The organism is Pseudomonas sp. NPDC079367 (assembly GCF_044542195.1).
Lineage (GTDB): Bacteria > Pseudomonadota > Gammaproteobacteria > Pseudomonadales > Pseudomonadaceae > Aquipseudomonas.
Map to the genome: position 1 here is coordinate 37908 of NZ_JBITTW010000032.1, position 19279 is coordinate 57186.

A 19279-nucleotide genomic window follows, 5' to 3' on the forward strand; every position below is an offset into this window, starting at 1 on the left:
GCGTGATTTTGTAGATGCTCACAAGGTGGCAAAGAATCTCAACAGCCTCATTGCCAAATGCGTTATCAATACTCCTTCTTCACAACTCAAAATCCCCTTCACAACTCGCTCTCGCCGCCAACGTCGCCGATGTTGTCGAGATCATACTTACCAGGGATCTCGCTGACAAAAGACCCGAACGTGCAGGTATCTTTAACACTCGAAATTTCGCCGGGAACATCTGTCCGTCATCTCGGTCGGGGAGAAGGAGTGATGAACGCTACGCACGTCAGAAGCGTGCAAAAACGCGACATTTTTTGTTGATCTCGCGCCCCTCACGCCCTAAAGTTCGCGCCGAACGTCCATGCTGGAAACGATCCATCCGGCTCAAGTACTGACGACGAGACAGCAAGGCCAAGGGAACGCTGCACATCTCCCATGGCCTTTTTGCTTTCGGCGACATGCCTTGGGAAGTAGGCGAACCAAAGTGGGGATACGGAGGGCGTTCATGCACCCATTGTTTAATGAAGTTTGCCGATAGGAGCTCTCCAGCATGTCGATCAAGGTCGAAGATTATTTCGCGCGCGCCACTTTTGACAAAATGAAGGCGTTCGCCGACAAACAGGAAACCCCGTTCGTGGTGATCGACACCGCGATGATCGCCCAGGCCTATGATGACCTGCGCGCCGGTTTCGAATTCGCCAAGGTCTACTACGCGGTCAAGGCCAATCCGGCCGTCGAGATCATCGACCTGCTCAAGGATAAGGGTTCGAGCTTCGACATCGCCTCGATCTACGAGCTGGACAAGGTCATGGACCGCGGCGTCAGCGCCGACCGTATCAGCTACGGCAACACCATCAAGAAATCCAAGGACATCCGCTACTTCTACGATAAGGGCGTGCGTCTTTTTTCCACCGACTCCGAAGCCGACCTGCGCAACATCGCCAAGGCTGCACCGGGCTCGAAAGTCTACGTACGCATTTTGACCGAAGGCTCGACCACCGCTGACTGGCCGTTGTCGCGCAAATTCGGCTGCCAGACCGACATGGCCATGGACCTGCTGATCCTCGCCCGCGACCTCGGTCTGGTGCCTTACGGCATCTCGTTCCACGTCGGTTCGCAGCAGCGCGATATCAGCGTCTGGGACGCGGCGATCGCCAAGGTCAAAGTGATTTTCGAGCGCCTGAAAGAAGAAGACGGCATCCACCTCAAGCTGATCAACATGGGCGGCGGCTTCCCGGCCAACTACATCACCCGCACCAACAGCCTGGAAACCTACGCTGAAGAAATCATCCGCTTCCTCAAGGAAGATTTCGGTGATGACCTGCCGGAAATCATCCTCGAGCCGGGCCGTTCGTTGATTGCCAACGCCGGCATTCTGGTCAGCGAAGTCGTGCTGGTTGCACGCAAGTCGCGCACTGCCGTCGAGCGCTGGGTTTATACCGATGTGGGCAAGTTCTCCGGCCTGATCGAAACCATGGACGAAGCGATCAAGTTCCCGATCTGGACTGAGAAGAAAGGCGAGATGGAAGAAGTGGTCATCGCCGGCCCGACCTGCGACAGCGCCGACATCATGTATGAGAACTACAAGTACGGTCTGCCGCTGAACCTGGCGATTGGTGATCGTCTCTACTGGTTGTCGACCGGTGCGTATACCACCAGTTACAGCGCCGTAGAGTTCAACGGCTTTCCGCCGTTGAAGTCCTACTACGTGTGAATCAATGCTCTGAATAAAAGGCCCTCACAGGGCCTTTTTTAATGGCGCAGCCACCTTTCAAGGTGGTTAAGCATTGCCATGAATTCTTCGGCTTGCTCTTTCGTCGCGGCCAGTTTGACATTCAGTTGGCTAAGTTTCGACACACGCTCTGCCGTCAGCAGTTCGTAAATGGCCAAGTCCATGCGCACGTCTGTTTCCTCCAGAAACACGCCGACTTGCATGCTGATGGACGCCACTGCGTTGAACAAGCCGACAACTCCCGCCTTGTATTCCACCGCCCGGACCAGCGGATCAGATGAAGAGTACGCCTCGTCCCATATCGGTTGGGTGCGCCTCTCGCGAAATAACTCCTGAACGACTGTCGGTTGGGCATGACACTGGCAGGAGCGGTGATCCATTGCCTTGGCAAATACCGATTTGAACCCGAACGACTCATCATGCACGTCGACGATTGTATATTTCAGCTGGCGTACCATCGCCCTTAACCTGTACAGGCGAAGCACCAGTTCGTGAACCAGATCCGACACATCGGTTGGCGGAAACAGGATCCAGGTCGGCGACCGGGACAAACTGTACAAGTTGAAATCCACTTGGCTGAGGACTGTATTGCGTGAGGTGTTTTTGCTGATTTGCAATGACTCGCTTGTAAACTTAGCCAGTTCCAGGACGAAAGCACTGCATTGTTGCCTGACCTCGTCGGTGCGTTCCCAGAAGCCTTGCAAATAGCGCTCATTGAAAGGGACACTGTTCAGACGCGAGTCACTGGCCAACACTGCCAGCGCATGACCGCCGGATCTGCGGCGTTCGAATACAACGGGGATATTGACCGTCATCGTGTGAACAGAGCCGAGCAACGCTGTGTAGCGATCCAGAACGCGCCGCTGCTCTGCAGAAAACTCATGAGCAAGTAAATTCATATTATTCACAGGCGATGGGCACGCAGCCCACCGCCCCCGACTCCTTATTATCGAATCTGTTTCAGATAGGCGAGCACGTCGTCAATACGGGCGATTGCAGTAGCCGCCCGATCCTCGACGTGTTGTGCCTTGTTCTGCTTGAAGTCTTGGCAGAACGACTCAAAACCGAACACCAGATTCGAGTACTCATTCACATAGTTCCAGCGTCCATCGTCCAGTTGATCCAGCACAGTGACCAATTGAATTTTTCCGTCGATCCGAACGATGTCGTTTTGGTATTTCCTCACCTGTATACGCAAGTCGGCCGCTCTATCCTTGAGCCTGTTGTAGAACGCCTGCATGTTCAGGAAGGAAATCGCCTCACCGATACCAGAGATGATTTTTTTCAAGGTATCTATGGCCAATAGTGCAACCTGGACTTGAGGTGGCGCCAGACCCAAGGCTTTCAGGCGGTCCAGGGTTAGCTGTGCTTCCTCACCAATCTTCTCCACGCCGGCTTTGGCGATCAAATCGATTCCATCGGAAACCAGTTTCATCTCTGCTTCCAGGTCGATCAGTTTCTCTTCGGCGTTGATTTTCAGTGCTTGCGATGCATCACGATCCTGTTGCAGGGTCGCCACCCATTGCTGCGAAGTGGCCCGATCATAAGCAATGCTCATTGCGTTGCGGATGGCTTTCAGGTCTTCAGATCGCTCCGAAAGCTTGTTGAAAATGCCCTTGAGTTCGAATTCCATATCTTCGTGAATTTCTGGCTCATCGTCTGGACTGGGAAGCTCCGCCTGATAACCCTTGAGCTTGGTTTGCGCACGTTGTAGATAAATGATATTCGTCTGCGCCTGATTACGAATATCGAATGTTGCTCGTTGAACAGTAAGGCATAGCTCATTCATGCTGTTGACTGTTGCCGGTAGATAATTGAACTGCTCAAACAGCATTTGCGCCGTAGTATTTTCTGCTTGAATCACGCCAGCGTAATTACGCAACGCCGTCATGTTGACTTCCGGATAAGCTGTGTGACTTTTTGGCGATAGCATGACGGTCCTGCTCCTGAATGTTTGAAGACTGCTTCCATACTCTTTGTCAGCCGCTGCGAATACACCCAGCAGTTGATCGGCACTGGCTTTGATCTGCTCCCACGGATCAATTACCCCGAGCAACTGATTTTTGAATTTCCTCAAAGAGGTTGCTTCTTCGAGGCGATCGACATCGCTGACGGATGCACTGATGTAAGTACTCAACGCGTTCCACACCAACATCAGATTTTGCGTCGCCACTTCAGCTTCGATCGCTACATAGCTCAGGTTTTGCAAGTCATCGCGCACCCTGTTCAACGAACTCAGTGTCTGATTCTTGCTGGCCATTTTCTGGTTATCCGCTTGTTGCTCGCCTTTAAGCCTGTTTCGCTCCTTGCGAATCTGCTCGGCCTTCACGCCCTGATAAATGCCGAGAATCAAACCGCCAATATGCAGCATCGCTGCAGACTTGATCGCTTCCTGGACCAGTTGATCATATTGCTTGTTAAGTTGATCAATCTCCTTCGAGCGCTGATCAATTACGCCTTGCAGCACCAGAATGTCCGCCTGGTAAGTATTTTTCGAGACGAACTCCAATCGCAGCCTGATTTCCGGCAAGACCTTTTCGCGCATATCGGTACCAAACGTGTCCAGTTCTTCGCGGACCCGCTCGGCTTTCCGATGGCAAAACCTGACCTTGCCGAGCAAGTCGTTAAGGTAGTCCTTGATCTCTGGAATATCACCTTCCGGCAAGTCCAAGCCAGGAAGATTGGGGATCTGTTGTTTGAGCTTCAGATACTCTTCCGGAGTGTTGATATCGTACTTTTCCAGATAACCGGAGATTTTCAGGTCTTCATAGATCTCGACAATACCCAAGCCGGTGCGGATGATGCTGCCCGCGAAGATCTTCAGATCAGTACCCGTGAGCATGATTTGCTCGCGCAATGGCGACCAGCGTTTGGCGTGGTCATAGGTGGTGGTAAACGTACGCAGAAAGTCCAACGGCTTCAGGCCCACACCGCCGTCATCACCTGCACCATAATTCAAGTAGGCAATAACGTCTTGCAACCTAATCGGCAGAGACAAACCAAGTACTTCATACTTTCTTAGACTGATGATCTGCTCTTTGGTCAATTGAATACCGGTGTCTCGAGTGTACTCATCACCCTCGCCAAGTGATGCACCGACAAACACCTGAGGTGCTTTTACAGCAGCCTCGACAATCTTGTTAGCCACAGTGATTCCCATAAGAAACTCCTTGTCTCTTCGAATAGTTGAGGAAAGTTATTTTCAACACCAACCATTCAACTTTTAAATTAATTGAACAGCGGTATCGCAAAGACACCTTAGGGCAACCAGATAAAAATCAACAAGCGCTTAAATGTGAGCAACCACTACGAGACAACTAACCAGCCGTTTAGGCAGATTAGATGATCAAACGATCCAGACTCACTGACAATAAAAACATGCCGTTACATGCCGGTTAATATGGATAAGCGCTGACGGTATGCCTCGCCCATTGCGCGAAGGCGCGGGTGCCGTGCTTTCATCAGCGACTCACCGGCGACCCGCAGGAATTTTTCGTTACCTGCAACCAGCGCTTTATCCAGCCAGCCAAGGGCATCGTCAATCCGCCCCGCCTCGGCGAGCATGGCGGCGTGACTGAATTGTCCGCGAAAATCCCCGGACTCAGCGGCACGGCGATACCATTCACGTGCCGCCCGCAAATCCTGCGGACAATGCTGTCCTTCTTCCAGATAACGACCCAACAGATTCATTGATTTAGCGTGGCCCAACCTAGCAGCGCGACGATACAAGTCCAGGGCCTGCGCCTGGTTTCGCGCGATGCCGCGACCGGTGGCGAGAAGATTGGCGAGGTTGTACATCGACCAATCCAGACCCGCTTCGGCAGCGACCCGATAATGCTGCGCCGCCACCGAGGCATCCGCCGCACAACCCCAACCATGCTCATGGCAACGCCCGAGCATGTTGCGCGCCATCAGATGCCCACGCCCGGCGGCGATGCCGAACCAGCGCAGCGCCAGCGGTTGATCCTGGGCGATGCCTCGGCCGTCGAGCAGAATCTGCCCGAGCAACGCCTGCGCTTCGACTTCGCCTTCACCAGCCGCCAGCAGAATCGCCTGTGCGGCACGGCCCGGGCTTTCTTCGAGCATCGCTGCCAGATCAGCAACGTCGAGCACTTCCTCGCGGCGCAGACGCAAGCTCATACCTCGACCCAACGCCGCAGCAGGTTGTGATAAGTGCCAGTGAGGCGGATCAGCGAGGGGTGATCGGGAACGTCCTGCGTTAGTTGCTGAATCGCTCCGTCCATTTCGAACAGCAACGCGCGTTGACTATCCTCTCGCACCAGACTTTGCGTCCAGAAAAACGAGGCATAACGCGCGCCACGAGTGACGGCGTTGACCTTGTGCAAACTCGTGCCTGGGTAGAGAACCATATCGCCGGCGGGCAGCTTCACTCGCTGGGTGCCGTAGGTGTCCTGAATCTCCAGCTCGCCGCCGTCGTAATCTTCCGGCTCGCTGAAAAACAGCGTTGCCGACAAATCAGTGCGCACCCGCTCGATGCTGCCCTTGGGCTGGCGCACGGCGTTGTCGATGTGAAAGTCGAAACTGCCGCCAGCCGTGTAGCAGTTCAGCAACGGTGGGAAGACTTTGTGCGGCAACGCGGCGGACATGAACAGCGGATTTTTCCACAGCCGCTCGAGCATCGCCGCGCCGATTTCCTTGGCCAGCGGGTGACCCTCGGGCAGTTGCAGATTGTGCTTGGCCTTGGCCGACTGGAAGCCGGCGGTGATTTTGCCATCGGCCCAATCCGCCTGCTCCAGGGCCTGGCGGATGCGCTGCACTTCGTCTTTTGCGAACAGCCCGGGGATGTGCAGCAGCATGGCGATGTCACCTGATGGCAAGAAGACGGCAATGGTATTGATTCTTATTGAGCGTGTAAAACCCGCAAGACGAATGAATGGGCAAAAACCATAAGGGCAAATTGTAAAGAATGTAAATTCAATGCGAATAACAATGTTTCGCAATTGATACGAATACCCGTTTACCCTATATTCCGCCGCCTCAAATCCTTGGGGAGGGGAATAAAAATGGCACGTCAATACGCACAATTACCGGTCAGTTCACCACGTCTGCTCGCCTCGGCAATCGGTGTCGCGATCACCGCCGGCTCCGCTGGGCAGATGGTTTTCGCGGCGGAAAAAACCGACAGCAAAGCGTCCGGCAATGCCATCTCCCTGGACGCCACCGCCATCACGGGCGAAGCCCAGGACTCGGCCTCCTATCAGGTCGAAAAAGCCTCCTCGCCCAAGTACACCGCGCCGCTGGTCGACACGCCGCGCTCGGTTACCGTCATCCCGCAACAAGTGCTCAAGGATACCGGCGCGCTGAACATGCAGGACGCCTTGCGCACCGTGCCGGGCATCACTTTCGGTGCTGGTGAAGGCGGCAACCCCCAAGGCGATCGACCGTTCATTCGCGGCTTCGACGCCCAGGGCGACACCTACCTGGACGGCGTGCGCGACACCGGTTCGCAGAGCCGCGAAATCTTCGCCGTTGAAAACATCGAAGTCAGCAAAGGCCCGAACTCGGCGATTGGCGGTCGCGGCGCCGCCGGCGGCAGCATCAATCTGGTCAGCAAGAAAGCTCATCTGGGCGACTCGTTTGACGGTGGTTTCACCTACGGCTCCGACCAGACCCAGCGCTACACCCTCGACGGTAACTACCAGTTCAGCGACAGCGCGGCCGGCCGTCTCAACCTGATGAGCCACGAGAGCAACGTTGCCGGGCGCGACAAGGTCGATTACGACCGTTGGGGCATCGCCCCGTCCTTGGCGTTTGGCTTGGGCACCGATACCCGCGTCAACCTCGACTACTACCATCTGGAAAGCAACGACACACCGGACTCGGGCATCCCGTACAGCCTGTCGAACCCGCGCACCAAGTCCAATCCGGACAAGCCGTACGCCGGTGGCGATGACAGCAACTTCTACGGTCTGGACCGCGACTTCCGCAAGGGCCGCACCGACACCGCGACCTTCGCCATCGAGCACGACCTCAACGACTCGTTGACCCTCAAGAACACCCTGCGTCACGGCAGCAGCATGCAGGATTACATTCTCACCCAGCCGGACGACAGCAAGGGCAACGTCAACAACGGCACCGTCTGGCGTCGCGCCAACACGCGGGTCAGCAACACCGAAACCACCACCAACCAGACCGACCTGTTCGGCACCTTCTACGTGGCCGGTTTCAAGAACAGCTTCTCCACCGGGGTCGAATACACCCGCGAGCAGAGCGAAAAATCTTCGTACAACGTCAACACCGACACCACGCCGCGCACCACCAACGTGCCTTCGAGCAGCAACTGCACGCCGGCCATGCTCGGGGCTCCGAGCAATTACAACTGCACCTCGCTGTCGAACCCGAATCCGAACGATCCGTGGAACGGCGCAATCTCGCGCAACTACGCCGGCACTGACACCCAGGCCGACACCTACGCGCTGTACGTGTTCGACACGCTGGAGTTGTCCGAGCAATGGCTGGTGAACATGGGCCTGCGTTACGACCATTTCGACACCGACTACAAAACCTACAACGCCGCTGGCACCACGACTTCCAAGGGCGATGACACCAGCGAGTTCGTCACCGGCCAGTTCGGCGTGGTCTACAAGCCAGCGGAAAACGGCAGCATCTACGCCTCTTATGCAACCTCGGCGACACCGCCGGGCAACACCTTGGGCGAAGGTCAGGAAGGCAACCCGCTGGGCGGCACGCCGGATCGCAGCGGCAACCTGCTGAGCAGCGACATGGAGCCGGAAACCACCAAGAACTACGAAATCGGCACCAAGTGGGATCTGCTCAATGATCGCCTGTCGCTGACCGCCGACATCTTTCGCACCGAGAAGGAAAACGCGCGCGTGCAGGTCGACACCAGCTCCTACGAGAACGCCGGCAAGACCCGCGTGCAAGGCTTCGAACTGTCGGCCAGCGGCAAGATCACCGACAAGTGGCAGGTGTTCGCCGGTTACGCCTTCATGGACAGCGAACAGGTTGACGGTGGCCCGCTGGGTCGCGCCAACGACGGCAACGACTTGCCGAACACACCGAAAAACAGCGCCAGCCTGTGGACCACGTATCAGGTCACGCCGAAGCTGACGATCGGTGGTGGCGCGTTCTACGTCGACGACGTCTACGGCAGTGTCGCCAACACCACGATGGTCGATTCCTATGTACGTTACGACGCGATGGCGGCCTACAAGCTGACCAAGAATGTGGATCTGCAACTCAACGTGCAGAACCTGACCGACGAAACCTATTACGACAAAGCTTTCTCGACCCACTTCGCCAATCAGGCGGCGGGCCGGACGGCGCTGTTGAGCACCAATTTCCACTTCTGACCCTGTAGGAGCTGCGGCACGCTGCGATCTTTTGATCTTGCTTTTGATTCTGCAAAAAAATCAAAAGATCGCAGCCTTCGGCAGCTCCTACAAAGAACAATCCGCCCCGTTCATTCAATTGAACGGGGCTTTTGTGTGTTACGCAAAACGCTTCTTGATAACCCACGGCATAATGCGCGCCGTGATGACAAATTTCCGAACGGACGGCGAGTGACGTGTTGAAGAAAACCCTGTTCCAGTTGCACTGGTTTTTTGGCATCACCGCAGGGCTGGTGCTGGCTCTGATGGGCATCACCGGCGCGGCCTATTCGTTTCAGGACGAAATCCTGCGCGCGCTGAATCCGTCCGTGTTGCAGGTGGAAAAACAGGTTGCCGGGGTGTTGCCACCAGTGGAACTGGTGGAGCGCATCGAAGCCGCGTCCGGCAAGAAAGTCGCGATGCTCTGGGTCGAGACCGACAGCGGTCACGCCGCACGGGTGTTCTTCACCCCGCCCAAGGGCGAACGGCGAGGCGAGATGCGCTACTTCGATCCGTACACCGCCGAGTTCAAGGGCAACGCCACCGGCCAGGACTTCTTCGGCCTGATGCTGCAACTGCACCGCTTCCTCGCCATGGGCGACACCGGGCGCAACATCACCGGCGCCTGCACTTTGATGCTGTTGTTCTTCTGTCTCTCCGGCCTTTATCTGCGCTGGCCACGCCAGTGGAACAGCTGGCGCGTGTGGCTGACCCTGGACTGGAAAAAGAAAGGGCGCGCCTTCAATTGGGATTTGCACTCGGTGGCCGGCACCTGGTGCCTGTTGGTCTATCTGCTGTTGGCATTGACCGGGTTGTCGTGGTCGTACGAGTGGTACAACAAGGGCCTGACCCGGCTGCTTTCCGACGCGCCGCAAAACGAACGCGTACGCGGTGGTCGCGGCCCGGCGCCGGAAGGTCCGCCACCGACCGCCGACTACGCAGCGATGTGGAGCAGCATCTACAGCGCTGCCGGCCCGGGCCTGGCCGCGTACAACATTCGCATGCCGGCGGTTGCCGGCCAGCCGGCGACGGTGTTCTACCTGCTCGACAGCTCGCCCCATGACCGTGCGCTAAACCAGATCACTCTCGATCCGGCCACCGGCGTGGTCAAACGCGTCGACCGCTATGCCGACAAAAGCTTCAAGGCACAACTGCTGACCAGCATTTATGCGCTGCACGTCGGCAGCTACTTCGGCCTCGTCGGGCGCATCATCGTGACGATTGCCGCGGTGTGCATGCCGCTGTTTTTTATCACCGGCTGGCTGCTGTACCTCGATCGGCGGCGCAAGAAAAAGCAGATCAAGGATGCCCGCCAAGGCCTCGTGCAACCGTCAGCCGATGCTTCGGCATGGCTGGTCGGCTTCGCCAGCCAGAGCGGTTTCGCCGAACAATTGGCGTGGCAGACCGCCGGACAATTGCAGGCCGCCGGGCTGCCAGTCAACGTGCAGCCGCTGGCCAATCTGAGCGAACAGGATCTGCGTGAGTCGAACAACGCATTGTTCGTAGTCAGCACCTTCGGCGACGGCGAAGCGCCCGACAGCGCCCGAGGTTTCGAACGCAAAGTGCTGGCCAAGGCCTCGACACTCGACAGCCTCAACTACGCCGTGCTCGGCCTCGGCGATCGGCAGTACGCGCACTTCTGCGGCTTCGCCAAGCGCCTGCATCAATGGCTCGGCGAACACGGCGGCAAAACGCTGTTCGCCCCGGTGGAAGTCGACAGCGGTGATCCCTACGCGCTGCGTCACTGGCAAACCCAACTCGGCCAGCTCACCGGACAGGCGCCGAGCGAAACCTGGCAAGCACCCAGCTACGACAACTGGACGCTGATCCGTCGCGAACTGATGAACCCCGACAGCAGCGGCGCGCCGGTTTACCTGCTCGGCCTCAAAGCCCCGGACACCCGCAGCTGGCTGGCCGGTGATCTGGTCGAAGTGCTGCCGCGCAACTGCCCGTGGGCCATCGAACATTTCCTCGACGGCCTCGGCATTCGTGGCGAAACTCAAGTAAAGGTCAACGGCATCGACGAGCCGCTGGAAGTCGCCCTCGCCTCACGCCAGCTGCCCGAACACCGCGCGCATCTGGTCGGCCTGCATGCGCAATCGCTGGTCGACGCCATGGTGCCACTGGCGATGCGCGAATACTCGATCGCCTCGATTGCCGCTGACGGCGTGCTGGAACTGATCGTGCGCCAGGAACAGCACAACGACGGCAGCCTCGGCATCGGCTCCGGCTGGCTCACCGAGCATGCGCCAGTGGGTGGCAGCATCGGCCTGCGGGTACGGCGCAACAGCGCTTTCCATCTGCCAAACGAGCCGGTGCCGATGATCCTGCTGGGCAACGGCACCGGCCTCGCCGGCCTGCGCAGTTTGCTCAAGGCACGCATTGCCGATGGTCAGCAACGGCAGTGGCTGCTGTTCGGCGAGCGCAATCGCGAGCACGACTTCCTCTGCCGCGCCGAGCTGGAGGAATGGCTGGTCAACGGTGATCTGGCGCGATTGGATCTGGCCTTCTCGCGGGATCAGGCCGAGAAGATTTATGTGCAGGATCGCCTGCGGGATTCGGCCGATGAGCTGAAGCGATGGCTGGCTGATGGCGCCGTCATCTATATCTGCGGCAGCCTTCAAGGCATGGCCTCAGGCGTGGATCAGGCCCTCAACGATATCGTCGGCAGCGACGAAGTCGAACGTCTGATCGAACAGGGCCGCTATCGCCGGGACGTTTACTGACCCACCTCATGCCTCCTGTGGGAGCGGGCTCGCTCGCGAAGGCGTGGTGTCAGCACATATTTACTTGTCTGACCCACCGCCTTCGCGAGCAAGCCCGCTCCCACAAGGGGTTGCACTGCCGGTGAAGTCAGACCGGTTGTAGTTTCTGTTCGAAAACCGCTATGCCATCCAGATCCCGCAACACCACGCTCATCTCGCCGCTCTGCCCTTCGATATTCACCTCTCCAAAAAACTGAAAACCGGCAAACGGCGAGGTGTTCTGCGCCGGCGGTGCCTTCTCGAAAACCACTTCTGGCCCAAACGTCTTGTCCAGCGGATTCGGCCCGAAACTGCCGGCGTTCAACGGCCCGGCGACGAATTCCCAGAACGGTTCGAAATCCTGAAACGCCGCGCGATCCGGGTGGTAGTGATGCGCCGCGCAGTAATGCACGTCCGCCGTCAGAAACACGAAATTACGCACCTGCTGAGCGCGCAGAAAGCCGAGCAATTCGGCGATTTCCAGTTCGCGTCCCTGCGCCGGTCCGGGGTCGCCGTTAGCCACCGCTTCCCAACGCGCTACGCCCGGACTGACTTCGCCATCCGGAACGCCAAGGCCGATGGGCATGTCGGCGGCGATGACTTTCCACTGTGCCTTCGACGCCTTCAACTCAGCCTTGAGCCAGTCCAGTTGCTCGCGCCCGAGAAACGGTTTTGCCGCGCCAAGGTTGTCGTCATTGGCCTCGCGATAACTGCGCATATCCAGCACAAATACATCGAGCATCGGCCCGTAACTGAGCTTGCGATAAATGCGCCCGCCGCCGTCCGCCGCTTGCAAACGCATCGGCGCATATTCCAGCCACGCCTGCCGCGCGCGACCGACCAGCTTGTGGATATCTTTCTCCTGATAGCGCTCATCCAGCTGCTTGCCCGGCGACCAGTTGTTGACCACTTCGTGATCGTCCCACTGCCAGATTTGCGGCACTTCGGCGTTGAAGCGCCGGATGTTTTCGTCCATCAGGTTGTAGCGGTAGTTGCCGCGATAATCGTCGAGGGTCTGCGCGACTTTGCTCTTGGCTTGCGTGGTGAGGTTGCGCCAGATGCGCCCGCTTTCGGTGGTCAGTTGCGCGGGCACCGGGCCGTCGGCGTAGATGGTGTCGCCGCTGTGGATAAAGAAGTCGGGCAGGCGCAGGCGCATGGCTTCGTAGATGCGCATGCCGCCGATATCCGGGTTGATGCCGAAGCCCTGGCCGACGGTGTCACCGCTCCAGACAAAACGGATGTCCCGCCTGGCCGTCGGCACGCTGCGCAGGTGACCGAACCACGGCTCGCTGGCGACGCCGCTCTGGGCATCTTCGAAGTGCACACGATAGAAAATCGCCTGGTTCGCCGGCAGGCCGGTGAGTTCGACGCGAGCGGTGAAATCGCTGCGCGCATCGGCCAGTGGCGAGACGAATTTGCGCGGGTTGCCGAACAGGCTGCCAGTGTCCCACTCGACCACCATGCGCGCCGGGCGATCGCTGCGGCTCCAGATCATCGCGCGGTCGCCGAGCAGGTCGCCGGACTGCACGCCGTCGGTGAGCTGCGGACGATCCTTGACCGAAGCAATCACCGCCGGCGCCAGCCCTGGCAACAAGAGTCCGGCACCGACCGCTTGCATGACGCGACGCCGGCCGAGGTTGAAATCGCTCATGGTGTTCCCCCTGCAAAAGGGAAAACTTAAGCACGCCTATATGAACTCGCCATGACACCCGACACCCCGTAGTTCCAATGTGGCAGCGGGCTCGCTTGCTCCCACCACTGATCGCGGTCCGTCTGAGGAAATGCGATTGAATGTGGGCGCGGGCTTGCTCGCGAAGGCGTCGTGTCAGGCGATACTTTTTTATCTGACACTCCGCTTTTCGCGAGCAAGCCCGCTCCCACAGGGATTGGGTGTCGTCGGTCAGGCCTTGGCGGGCTCCAGCGCCAATTCGACAGCCTCAGGCCGTTTCAGCAGCGCATACACCACTGCCGTCACCAGACTCCCCGCCACAATCGCCAGCAGATAAAGCATCGCATGGTTGATTGCATTCGGGATCGCCAGCACAAACAAGCCACCGTGCGGCGCCATCAGCTTGCAGCCGAAGTACATCGACAGCGCGCCGGTCAGCGCGCCGCCGGCGATGGCCGCCGGGATCACCCGCAGCGGGTCTTTGGCGGCAAACGGAATGGCCCCTTCAGAGATAAAGCACAGGCCCAGCACGAAAGCCGCTTTGCCGGCTTCGCGTTCAGTCTGGGCAAACTTGCGCCGCGCAATGAACGTCGCAATGCCCAGGCCAATCGGCGGCACCATGCCGGCGGCCATGGTCGCGGCCATCGGTGCGTAACTCTGCGAGGCCAGCAGCCCCACCGAAAACGCATAGGCAGCCTTGTTGATCGGCCCACCGAGGTCGACGCACATCATGCCGCCGAGCAACACGCCGAGCAGAATCGCGTTGGTGGTGCCCATGCTGTCGAGGAACTGCGTAAGCGCGGCGAGCATGCCGGCGACCGGTTTGCCGACCACGTAAATCATCACCAGACCGGTGACCAGACTGGCCAGCAACGGGATGATCAGAATCGGCTTCAGCGCTTCCAGGCTCTGCGGCAATTTCACATAGCGGGCGATGGCTTTGGCGGCGTAACCGGCGATGAAACCGGCAATGATCCCACCGATGAATCCAGCGCCCAAGGTGCCTGCGAGCAAGCCGCCGATCATCCCCGGCGCAAGGCCCGGGCGGTCGGCAATCGAGTAGGCAATGTAACCGGCGAGCAGCGGCACCATCAGCTTGAACGCGGTTTCGCCGCCGATCTGCATCAGCGCCGCCGCCAGCGTACCTTCTTCCTTGTACGCGGTGATGCCGAAAACGAAGGACAGCGCAATCAGCAAACCACCCGCCACCACCATCGGCAGCATGTACGAAACGCCAGTCAGCAAGTGTTTGTAGACGCCGGTTTTCTCCGACTTGGCGGGGGCCTTGGCGTCGCTTGCCGCGCTTTCCACAGCGCCTTCGGCCAGGGCTTTTTTCAGAGTCGCTTCGGATTGCTTAAGCGCAACGCCAGTGCCGCAGCGATAGATCTTCTTGCCGGCGAAACGCTCGGTGGCGACGTCGATATCCGCCGCCAGCAGCACCACGTCTGCCTCGGCGATGGCCGTGGCGCTGAGCGGGGTTTTCGCGCCGACCGAGCCTTGGGTTTCGACCTGCAATTCATAGCCCAGGCGCTTGGCAGTCTGCTGCAACGCTTCGGCGGCCATGAAGGTGTGGGCGACGCCGGTCGGGCAGGCAGTGATGGCGACGATGCGCGGCGCACGTGGCGTGTCAGCAGCCGGCTCGACTGCGCTGGCCACGTAGACTTCGGCCTCTTCAGCGCCGCGACGCAGCACCGTTTCGACATCCTGCAATGCCTGCGCCGGGGCGATCTGAAAAACCCGCTTACCGACAAAACGATGCATGTCGACCGGGCCGGTAGTCACCAGCAGAATCCACTCCGCCGCTTCAATGGTTGCCGCCGACAACTCGCGTTCCGGGTGCGCCGGATCGACCACCTCCACGCTGGTGCTCCAGCCCTGACGCTGCGCCGCGGCATCAAGCAGACGCGCGCACAAGACGCTGGTGACCATGCCGTTCGGGCAAGCCGTAACAATGGCTAACTTCATGACAAACCCTCTTATTGTTCTGTCAGGGGGCGCACGCGCACGCCCTGTTCGAGCTGCGCCAGTTGCGCGGCGTCGTTGATGCCGAAACCGATCTGGGTCACCGCCATCGCCGCAATCGCGGTGGCGGTGCGCAGGGTTTGCTCGGGCGTATCGGCGCTGAGCAGACCGTGGAGCATGCCGGCCAGCAACGAGTCACCGGCACCGACCGTACTGGCGACGCTGACCTTAGGCGGCGTGGCGTGCAGGGCCGAGCCGACACTGAACCAGTTCACGCCGTCGGCACCGTGGGAAATCACCACATGCTCGATGCCTTTCCCGTGCAGGCGTGCAGCCGCTTGCGCCTCGGCAATCGACGAAACCACTTCGCAGCCGAGCGCATGGGCCAGTTCTTCGGTGTTCGGTTTGATCAGCCAAGGCCCGGCCTGCAATGCCGCACGCAACGCTTCGCCGCTGGAGTCGAGGGCGACTTTCAGGCCGAGCGCATTGAGTTTTTCGATCAGCTCACGCAGCCACTGCGCAGTGACGCCGCGCGGCAGACTGCCAGCGACCACCACCGCATCGTGCCCCGGTGCGATTTGCAGCAGACGGTCGAGCAACGCTTGCTGCGCCGTTGCATCGACCACCGGGCCGGGGCCGTTGATATCGGTGATGCGCCCGTCCTGTTCGGCGACCTTGATATTGCTGCGCGTCTCGCCCGGCACGCGGATGAACGCGTCGACGAAGCCGCGCTTGGCGAACAGGGTTTCGAACGCTTGCAGATTGTCTTCGCCGAGAAAGCCGCTGACGGTGACCTGATGGCCAAGATCCGCCAGCACCTGAGCGACGTTGACGCCTTTGCCCGCAGCGTGGGTATGCATCTCATCGCTGCGATTGACCTGACCGGCTTCCAGCTGCGGCAACTCGACGGTGAGGTCGAGCGCCGGGTTGAGGGTCAGGGTGAGAATTTTGGCCATTACAGGGCCTCCACTAATGCGCGCACTTCGTTGGCGCTGCCCACGGCCAAGGCCTGTTGAGCAAGGGTTTGCGCCTGGGTCAGGCTGAGTTCACGGATGCGCGCCTTGACTTCGGCAATGCTGCGACCGGACACGCTGAGCTCGTCAACACCGAGGCCGACCAGCACCGGCACCGCCAGCGGATCAGCCGCCAGTTCGCCGCAGACACCGACCCATTTGCCATGCGCATGGGCGGCGCGCACGGTGATGTCGATCAGTTGCAGAACCGCCGGGTGCAAGCCGTCCGCTTGTGCAGACAGCGTCGGGTGACCACGGTCGATGGCCAGGGTGTATTGCGTGAGGTCGTTGGTGCCGACGCTGAAGAAATCGACTTCCTTGGCCAGCACTGGCGCAAGCAGTGCCGCGGACGGCACCTCGATCATGATCCCCAGTTGCAGGTCGGCGACCGGAATCTCCAGGCGCAGACGCTCGGTCATGTCGCGGGCCTGGCGCCATTCTTCGACGCTGCCGACCATGGGGAACATGATCCGCAGCGGACGGTTGTCAGCCGAGCGCAGCAAGGCGCGCAGTTGCGCTTCCATGATCTGCGGACGCTGCAAGGTCAGGCGAATGCCGCGCACGCCGAGGAACGGGTTTTCTTCCTTGGCGATCGGCCAATACGGCAGCGGTTTGTCGCCGCCGACGTCCAGCGTGCGCACCACCAGGGGGCGCCCGGCCAGACCATCGAGCACGCGACGGTATTCGGCTTCCTGTGTCGCCTCGTCCGGCGCCTGCGGATGAGCCATGAAAATCAGTTCGGTGCGCAGCAGGCCGATGCCTTCGGCGCCCTGCTCCACCGCGCTGGTCACGCCTGCGCTTTCGCCGATGTTGGCGAATACTTCAACGGCATGGCCGTCAGTGGTGTGCGCCGGTTGATGGCGTTGTTCGGCGGCAATTTTCAGGCGTTGCTCGCGGGTGTCGCGTTCTTCGGCGGCACGTTTGAGGGTCGCGGCATCGGCGTCGACATGCAGGCGCCCGCGCTGACCGTCGAGCAGCAACGGCGTGCCCGGTTCCAGTAGCAACACCGCTGCTCCTGCGCCAACCAGCGCCGGAATGCCGAGGGCACGAGCAACGATTGCGCTGTGTGCGGTGGCACCGCCGCGCGCGGTGAGAATTCCCGCGACGCGCACCGGATCCAGACGCGCGACATCGGACGGGCCAACTTCGTCCATCACCAGAATGTACGGCTGCTCCGGCTCGTTCGCGGTTTGCACGCCACACAATTGCGCCAGCACCCGACGCCCGATATCGCGTAGATCCGCCGCACGCTCGGCAAGCAAAGCGTCCTGCAGCGCTTCCTGTTGTTTAGCGGCGGCTTCGATCACCGCCATCCATGCCGCTTCGGCGCTCTCGCCTTGCTTGAGACGAGTAGCGACTTCATCGGTGAGATCCGGGTCGTCGAGCATTTCCTGATGAGTAATGAAAATCTCGCGAATGGCCTTGGCCTTGCTGCGTTCGATCAGGCCCTGAATGTCTGTGCGCACGTCGCTCAGCGCTTGCGTGAGACGCTCACGCTCGATGGCGGCAGACTCGCCGCGCAACGGGTAATCAATGTGTTGCTGAACCTGAACGTGGGCCGGGCCGATGGCAATGCCCGGCGCTGCCGGAATCGCTTGCAGCAGGCTGCCTGATGCCGGGGCGACCAGCACCTCAGCAATATCGGCAATCACTTCACGCTGCTGACTGACCGCGGGCAGCGGCTCGACTTCTTCGCCGAGGCCTTCTTCGATGGCGGCGAGCAGTGCTGGCAAGGCATCGGCGGCGATGCCTGGCTCGGCGATCAACTCCAGCACCTGACCACGCCGGGCGCCGAGGCTGAGCAGTTTGCTCAAACTTTTGACCGACACCGCGCTGTCCTGGCTGTCGACGATGCGCACACGAATTTCGCCGTCAAAACTCTTCGCCAGTTGCGCGAGAATCTTCGCCGGACGCGCATGCAAACCGTGGGCGTTGGCCAAGGCAATGCGCGCACTTGGCCAGTCGGCCGGCAGTTCACCGCCGAGCACTTCAAGGACTTTGCGGCTGCTGGTGGCGCGACCCAATTCATGACCGCGACCTTCGATCAGCAGCGCACACAAACGCTCGAGCAACGCCTGATGCGCTTCGCCCAGGCTGGCCAGACAAAACAGACCGCTGAGCGGCTGGCCGAGGTAACGCATCGGTTTGTCCGGGGTGACGAACGCCAGGCCCGGACGTTTCACGGTCTGCTCGCTGTGCAGCCACCACAGGCCATCGCCCAGCGGCAGCGCTTCGACTTGCTGCAACACACCGGCAAAGCCGTTGCTCACACAATCGGCCTGACGCAGCAGACGCGCGCCGCGCCAGACCAATTCTTCGAAATCGTCGGCCGAGACGCCGAGACCGATCATCTGCGCGTCCAGCGCCAATTCCTGCGGCGCGCCTTGCAGCAGTTTCAGCAGCGCCTCGGGGGAGCTGGCGCGACGCAGGGCTTGGCCCAGATCGGTCTCGCCGAGGGCGCGGGTCAGCAGCTGTAGCAGGCGCAGGTGTTCGTCGGATTTTGCCGCAATGCCGATGGCCAGATAAACGATCTGGCCATCGCCCCAGTCGACGCCGTCGGGAAACTGCATCAGGCGCACGCCGGTGGCGAATACCTGATCGCGGGTTTGCGGGGTGCCGTGGGGAATGGCAATGCCTTGACCGAGAAAGGTCGAGCCCTGGGCTTCCCGGGCCTGCAGGCCGGCGAGGTAACCGTCGGCCACCAGACCGTCGGCGACCAGATGACTGGCCAGCAATTGCAGGGCAGCGGGTTTATCCACGGCCGACTGGCCCATGGATATCTGCTCTATAGTGAGCTCGAGCATGCGATCTCCTTTTTGGCGCAG

At 59.8% G+C, this 19279-nt stretch carries 11 protein-coding genes; 3 read left to right on the plus strand and 8 right to left on the minus strand.

What is annotated here, in order from left to right; genetic code table 11:
* The first annotated feature begins 532 nt into the window (after nucleotides 1-532).
* Nucleotides 533-1696, plus strand: a complete 1164-nt coding sequence (locus tag ACIGDJ_RS21105) for a type III PLP-dependent enzyme (protein WP_101158017.1) — start codon at nucleotides 533-535, stop codon at nucleotides 1694-1696.
* A 38-nt stretch (nucleotides 1697-1734) separates the two neighbouring features.
* Here ACIGDJ_RS21105 and ACIGDJ_RS21110 read toward each other — a convergent pair whose 3' ends face one another.
* The 4 genes from ACIGDJ_RS21110 to ACIGDJ_RS21125 all read right to left on the minus strand — a co-directional run bounded on the left by ACIGDJ_RS21110 (nucleotide 1735) and on the right by ACIGDJ_RS21125 (nucleotide 6531).
* A complete protein-coding gene (locus ACIGDJ_RS21110) occupies nucleotides 1735-2613 on the minus strand; it encodes a hypothetical protein (protein ID WP_312995126.1) in 879 nt (292 codons plus the stop codon).
* A gap of 47 nt (nucleotides 2614-2660) precedes the next feature.
* Nucleotides 2661-4874: an alpha-xenorhabdolysin family binary toxin subunit A gene (locus tag ACIGDJ_RS21115; protein ID WP_312995124.1), complete on the minus strand. Its 2214-nt coding sequence runs from the start codon at nucleotides 4872-4874 to the stop codon at nucleotides 2661-2663.
* 224 nt (nucleotides 4875-5098) lie between these two features.
* Nucleotides 5099-5854 (minus strand): tetratricopeptide repeat protein, encoded by a 756-nt coding sequence (locus ACIGDJ_RS21120; protein ID WP_397480007.1) that lies wholly within the window; start codon nucleotides 5852-5854, stop codon nucleotides 5099-5101.
* Complete coding sequence (locus ACIGDJ_RS21125) at nucleotides 5851-6531, minus strand: Fe2+-dependent dioxygenase (protein WP_397480006.1); 681 nt, start codon at nucleotides 6529-6531, stop codon at nucleotides 5851-5853. The genes ACIGDJ_RS21120 and ACIGDJ_RS21125 overlap by 4 nt, the downstream gene beginning before the upstream one ends.
* Before the next feature lie 207 nt (nucleotides 6532-6738).
* Between ACIGDJ_RS21125 and ACIGDJ_RS21130 the strand changes: the two genes are divergently transcribed.
* Complete coding sequence (locus ACIGDJ_RS21130; RefSeq protein WP_397480005.1) at nucleotides 6739-9048, plus strand: TonB-dependent receptor; 2310 nt, start codon at nucleotides 6739-6741, stop codon at nucleotides 9046-9048.
* Between the two features lie 215 nt (nucleotides 9049-9263).
* On the plus strand, nucleotides 9264-11792 hold the full coding sequence (locus ACIGDJ_RS21135; protein ID WP_397480004.1) for a PepSY domain-containing protein: 2529 nt from the start codon (nucleotides 9264-9266) through the stop codon (nucleotides 11790-11792).
* 127 nt (nucleotides 11793-11919) lie between these two features.
* Here ACIGDJ_RS21135 and ACIGDJ_RS21140 read toward each other — a convergent pair whose 3' ends face one another.
* From ACIGDJ_RS21140 to ptsP, 4 genes are all read right to left on the minus strand, one after another.
* On the minus strand, nucleotides 11920-13461 hold the full coding sequence (locus tag ACIGDJ_RS21140) for an alkaline phosphatase (protein ID WP_101158031.1): 1542 nt from the start codon (nucleotides 13459-13461) through the stop codon (nucleotides 11920-11922).
* A 249-nt stretch (nucleotides 13462-13710) separates the two neighbouring features.
* Nucleotides 13711-15444, minus strand: coding sequence for a PTS fructose-like transporter subunit IIB (locus tag ACIGDJ_RS21145; protein ID WP_312995114.1), 1734 nt, complete (start codon nucleotides 15442-15444; stop codon nucleotides 13711-13713).
* 11 nt (nucleotides 15445-15455) lie between these two features.
* Entirely contained in the window at nucleotides 15456-16397 is a 942-nt protein-coding gene (gene pfkB / locus ACIGDJ_RS21150; protein ID WP_397480003.1) for a 1-phosphofructokinase, read from the minus strand.
* Nucleotides 16397-19258, minus strand: coding sequence for a phosphoenolpyruvate--protein phosphotransferase (ptsP, locus tag ACIGDJ_RS21155; RefSeq protein WP_397480002.1), 2862 nt, complete (start codon nucleotides 19256-19258; stop codon nucleotides 16397-16399). The genes pfkB and ptsP overlap by 1 nt, the downstream gene beginning before the upstream one ends.
* Between the last annotated feature and the right edge of the window lie 21 nt (nucleotides 19259-19279).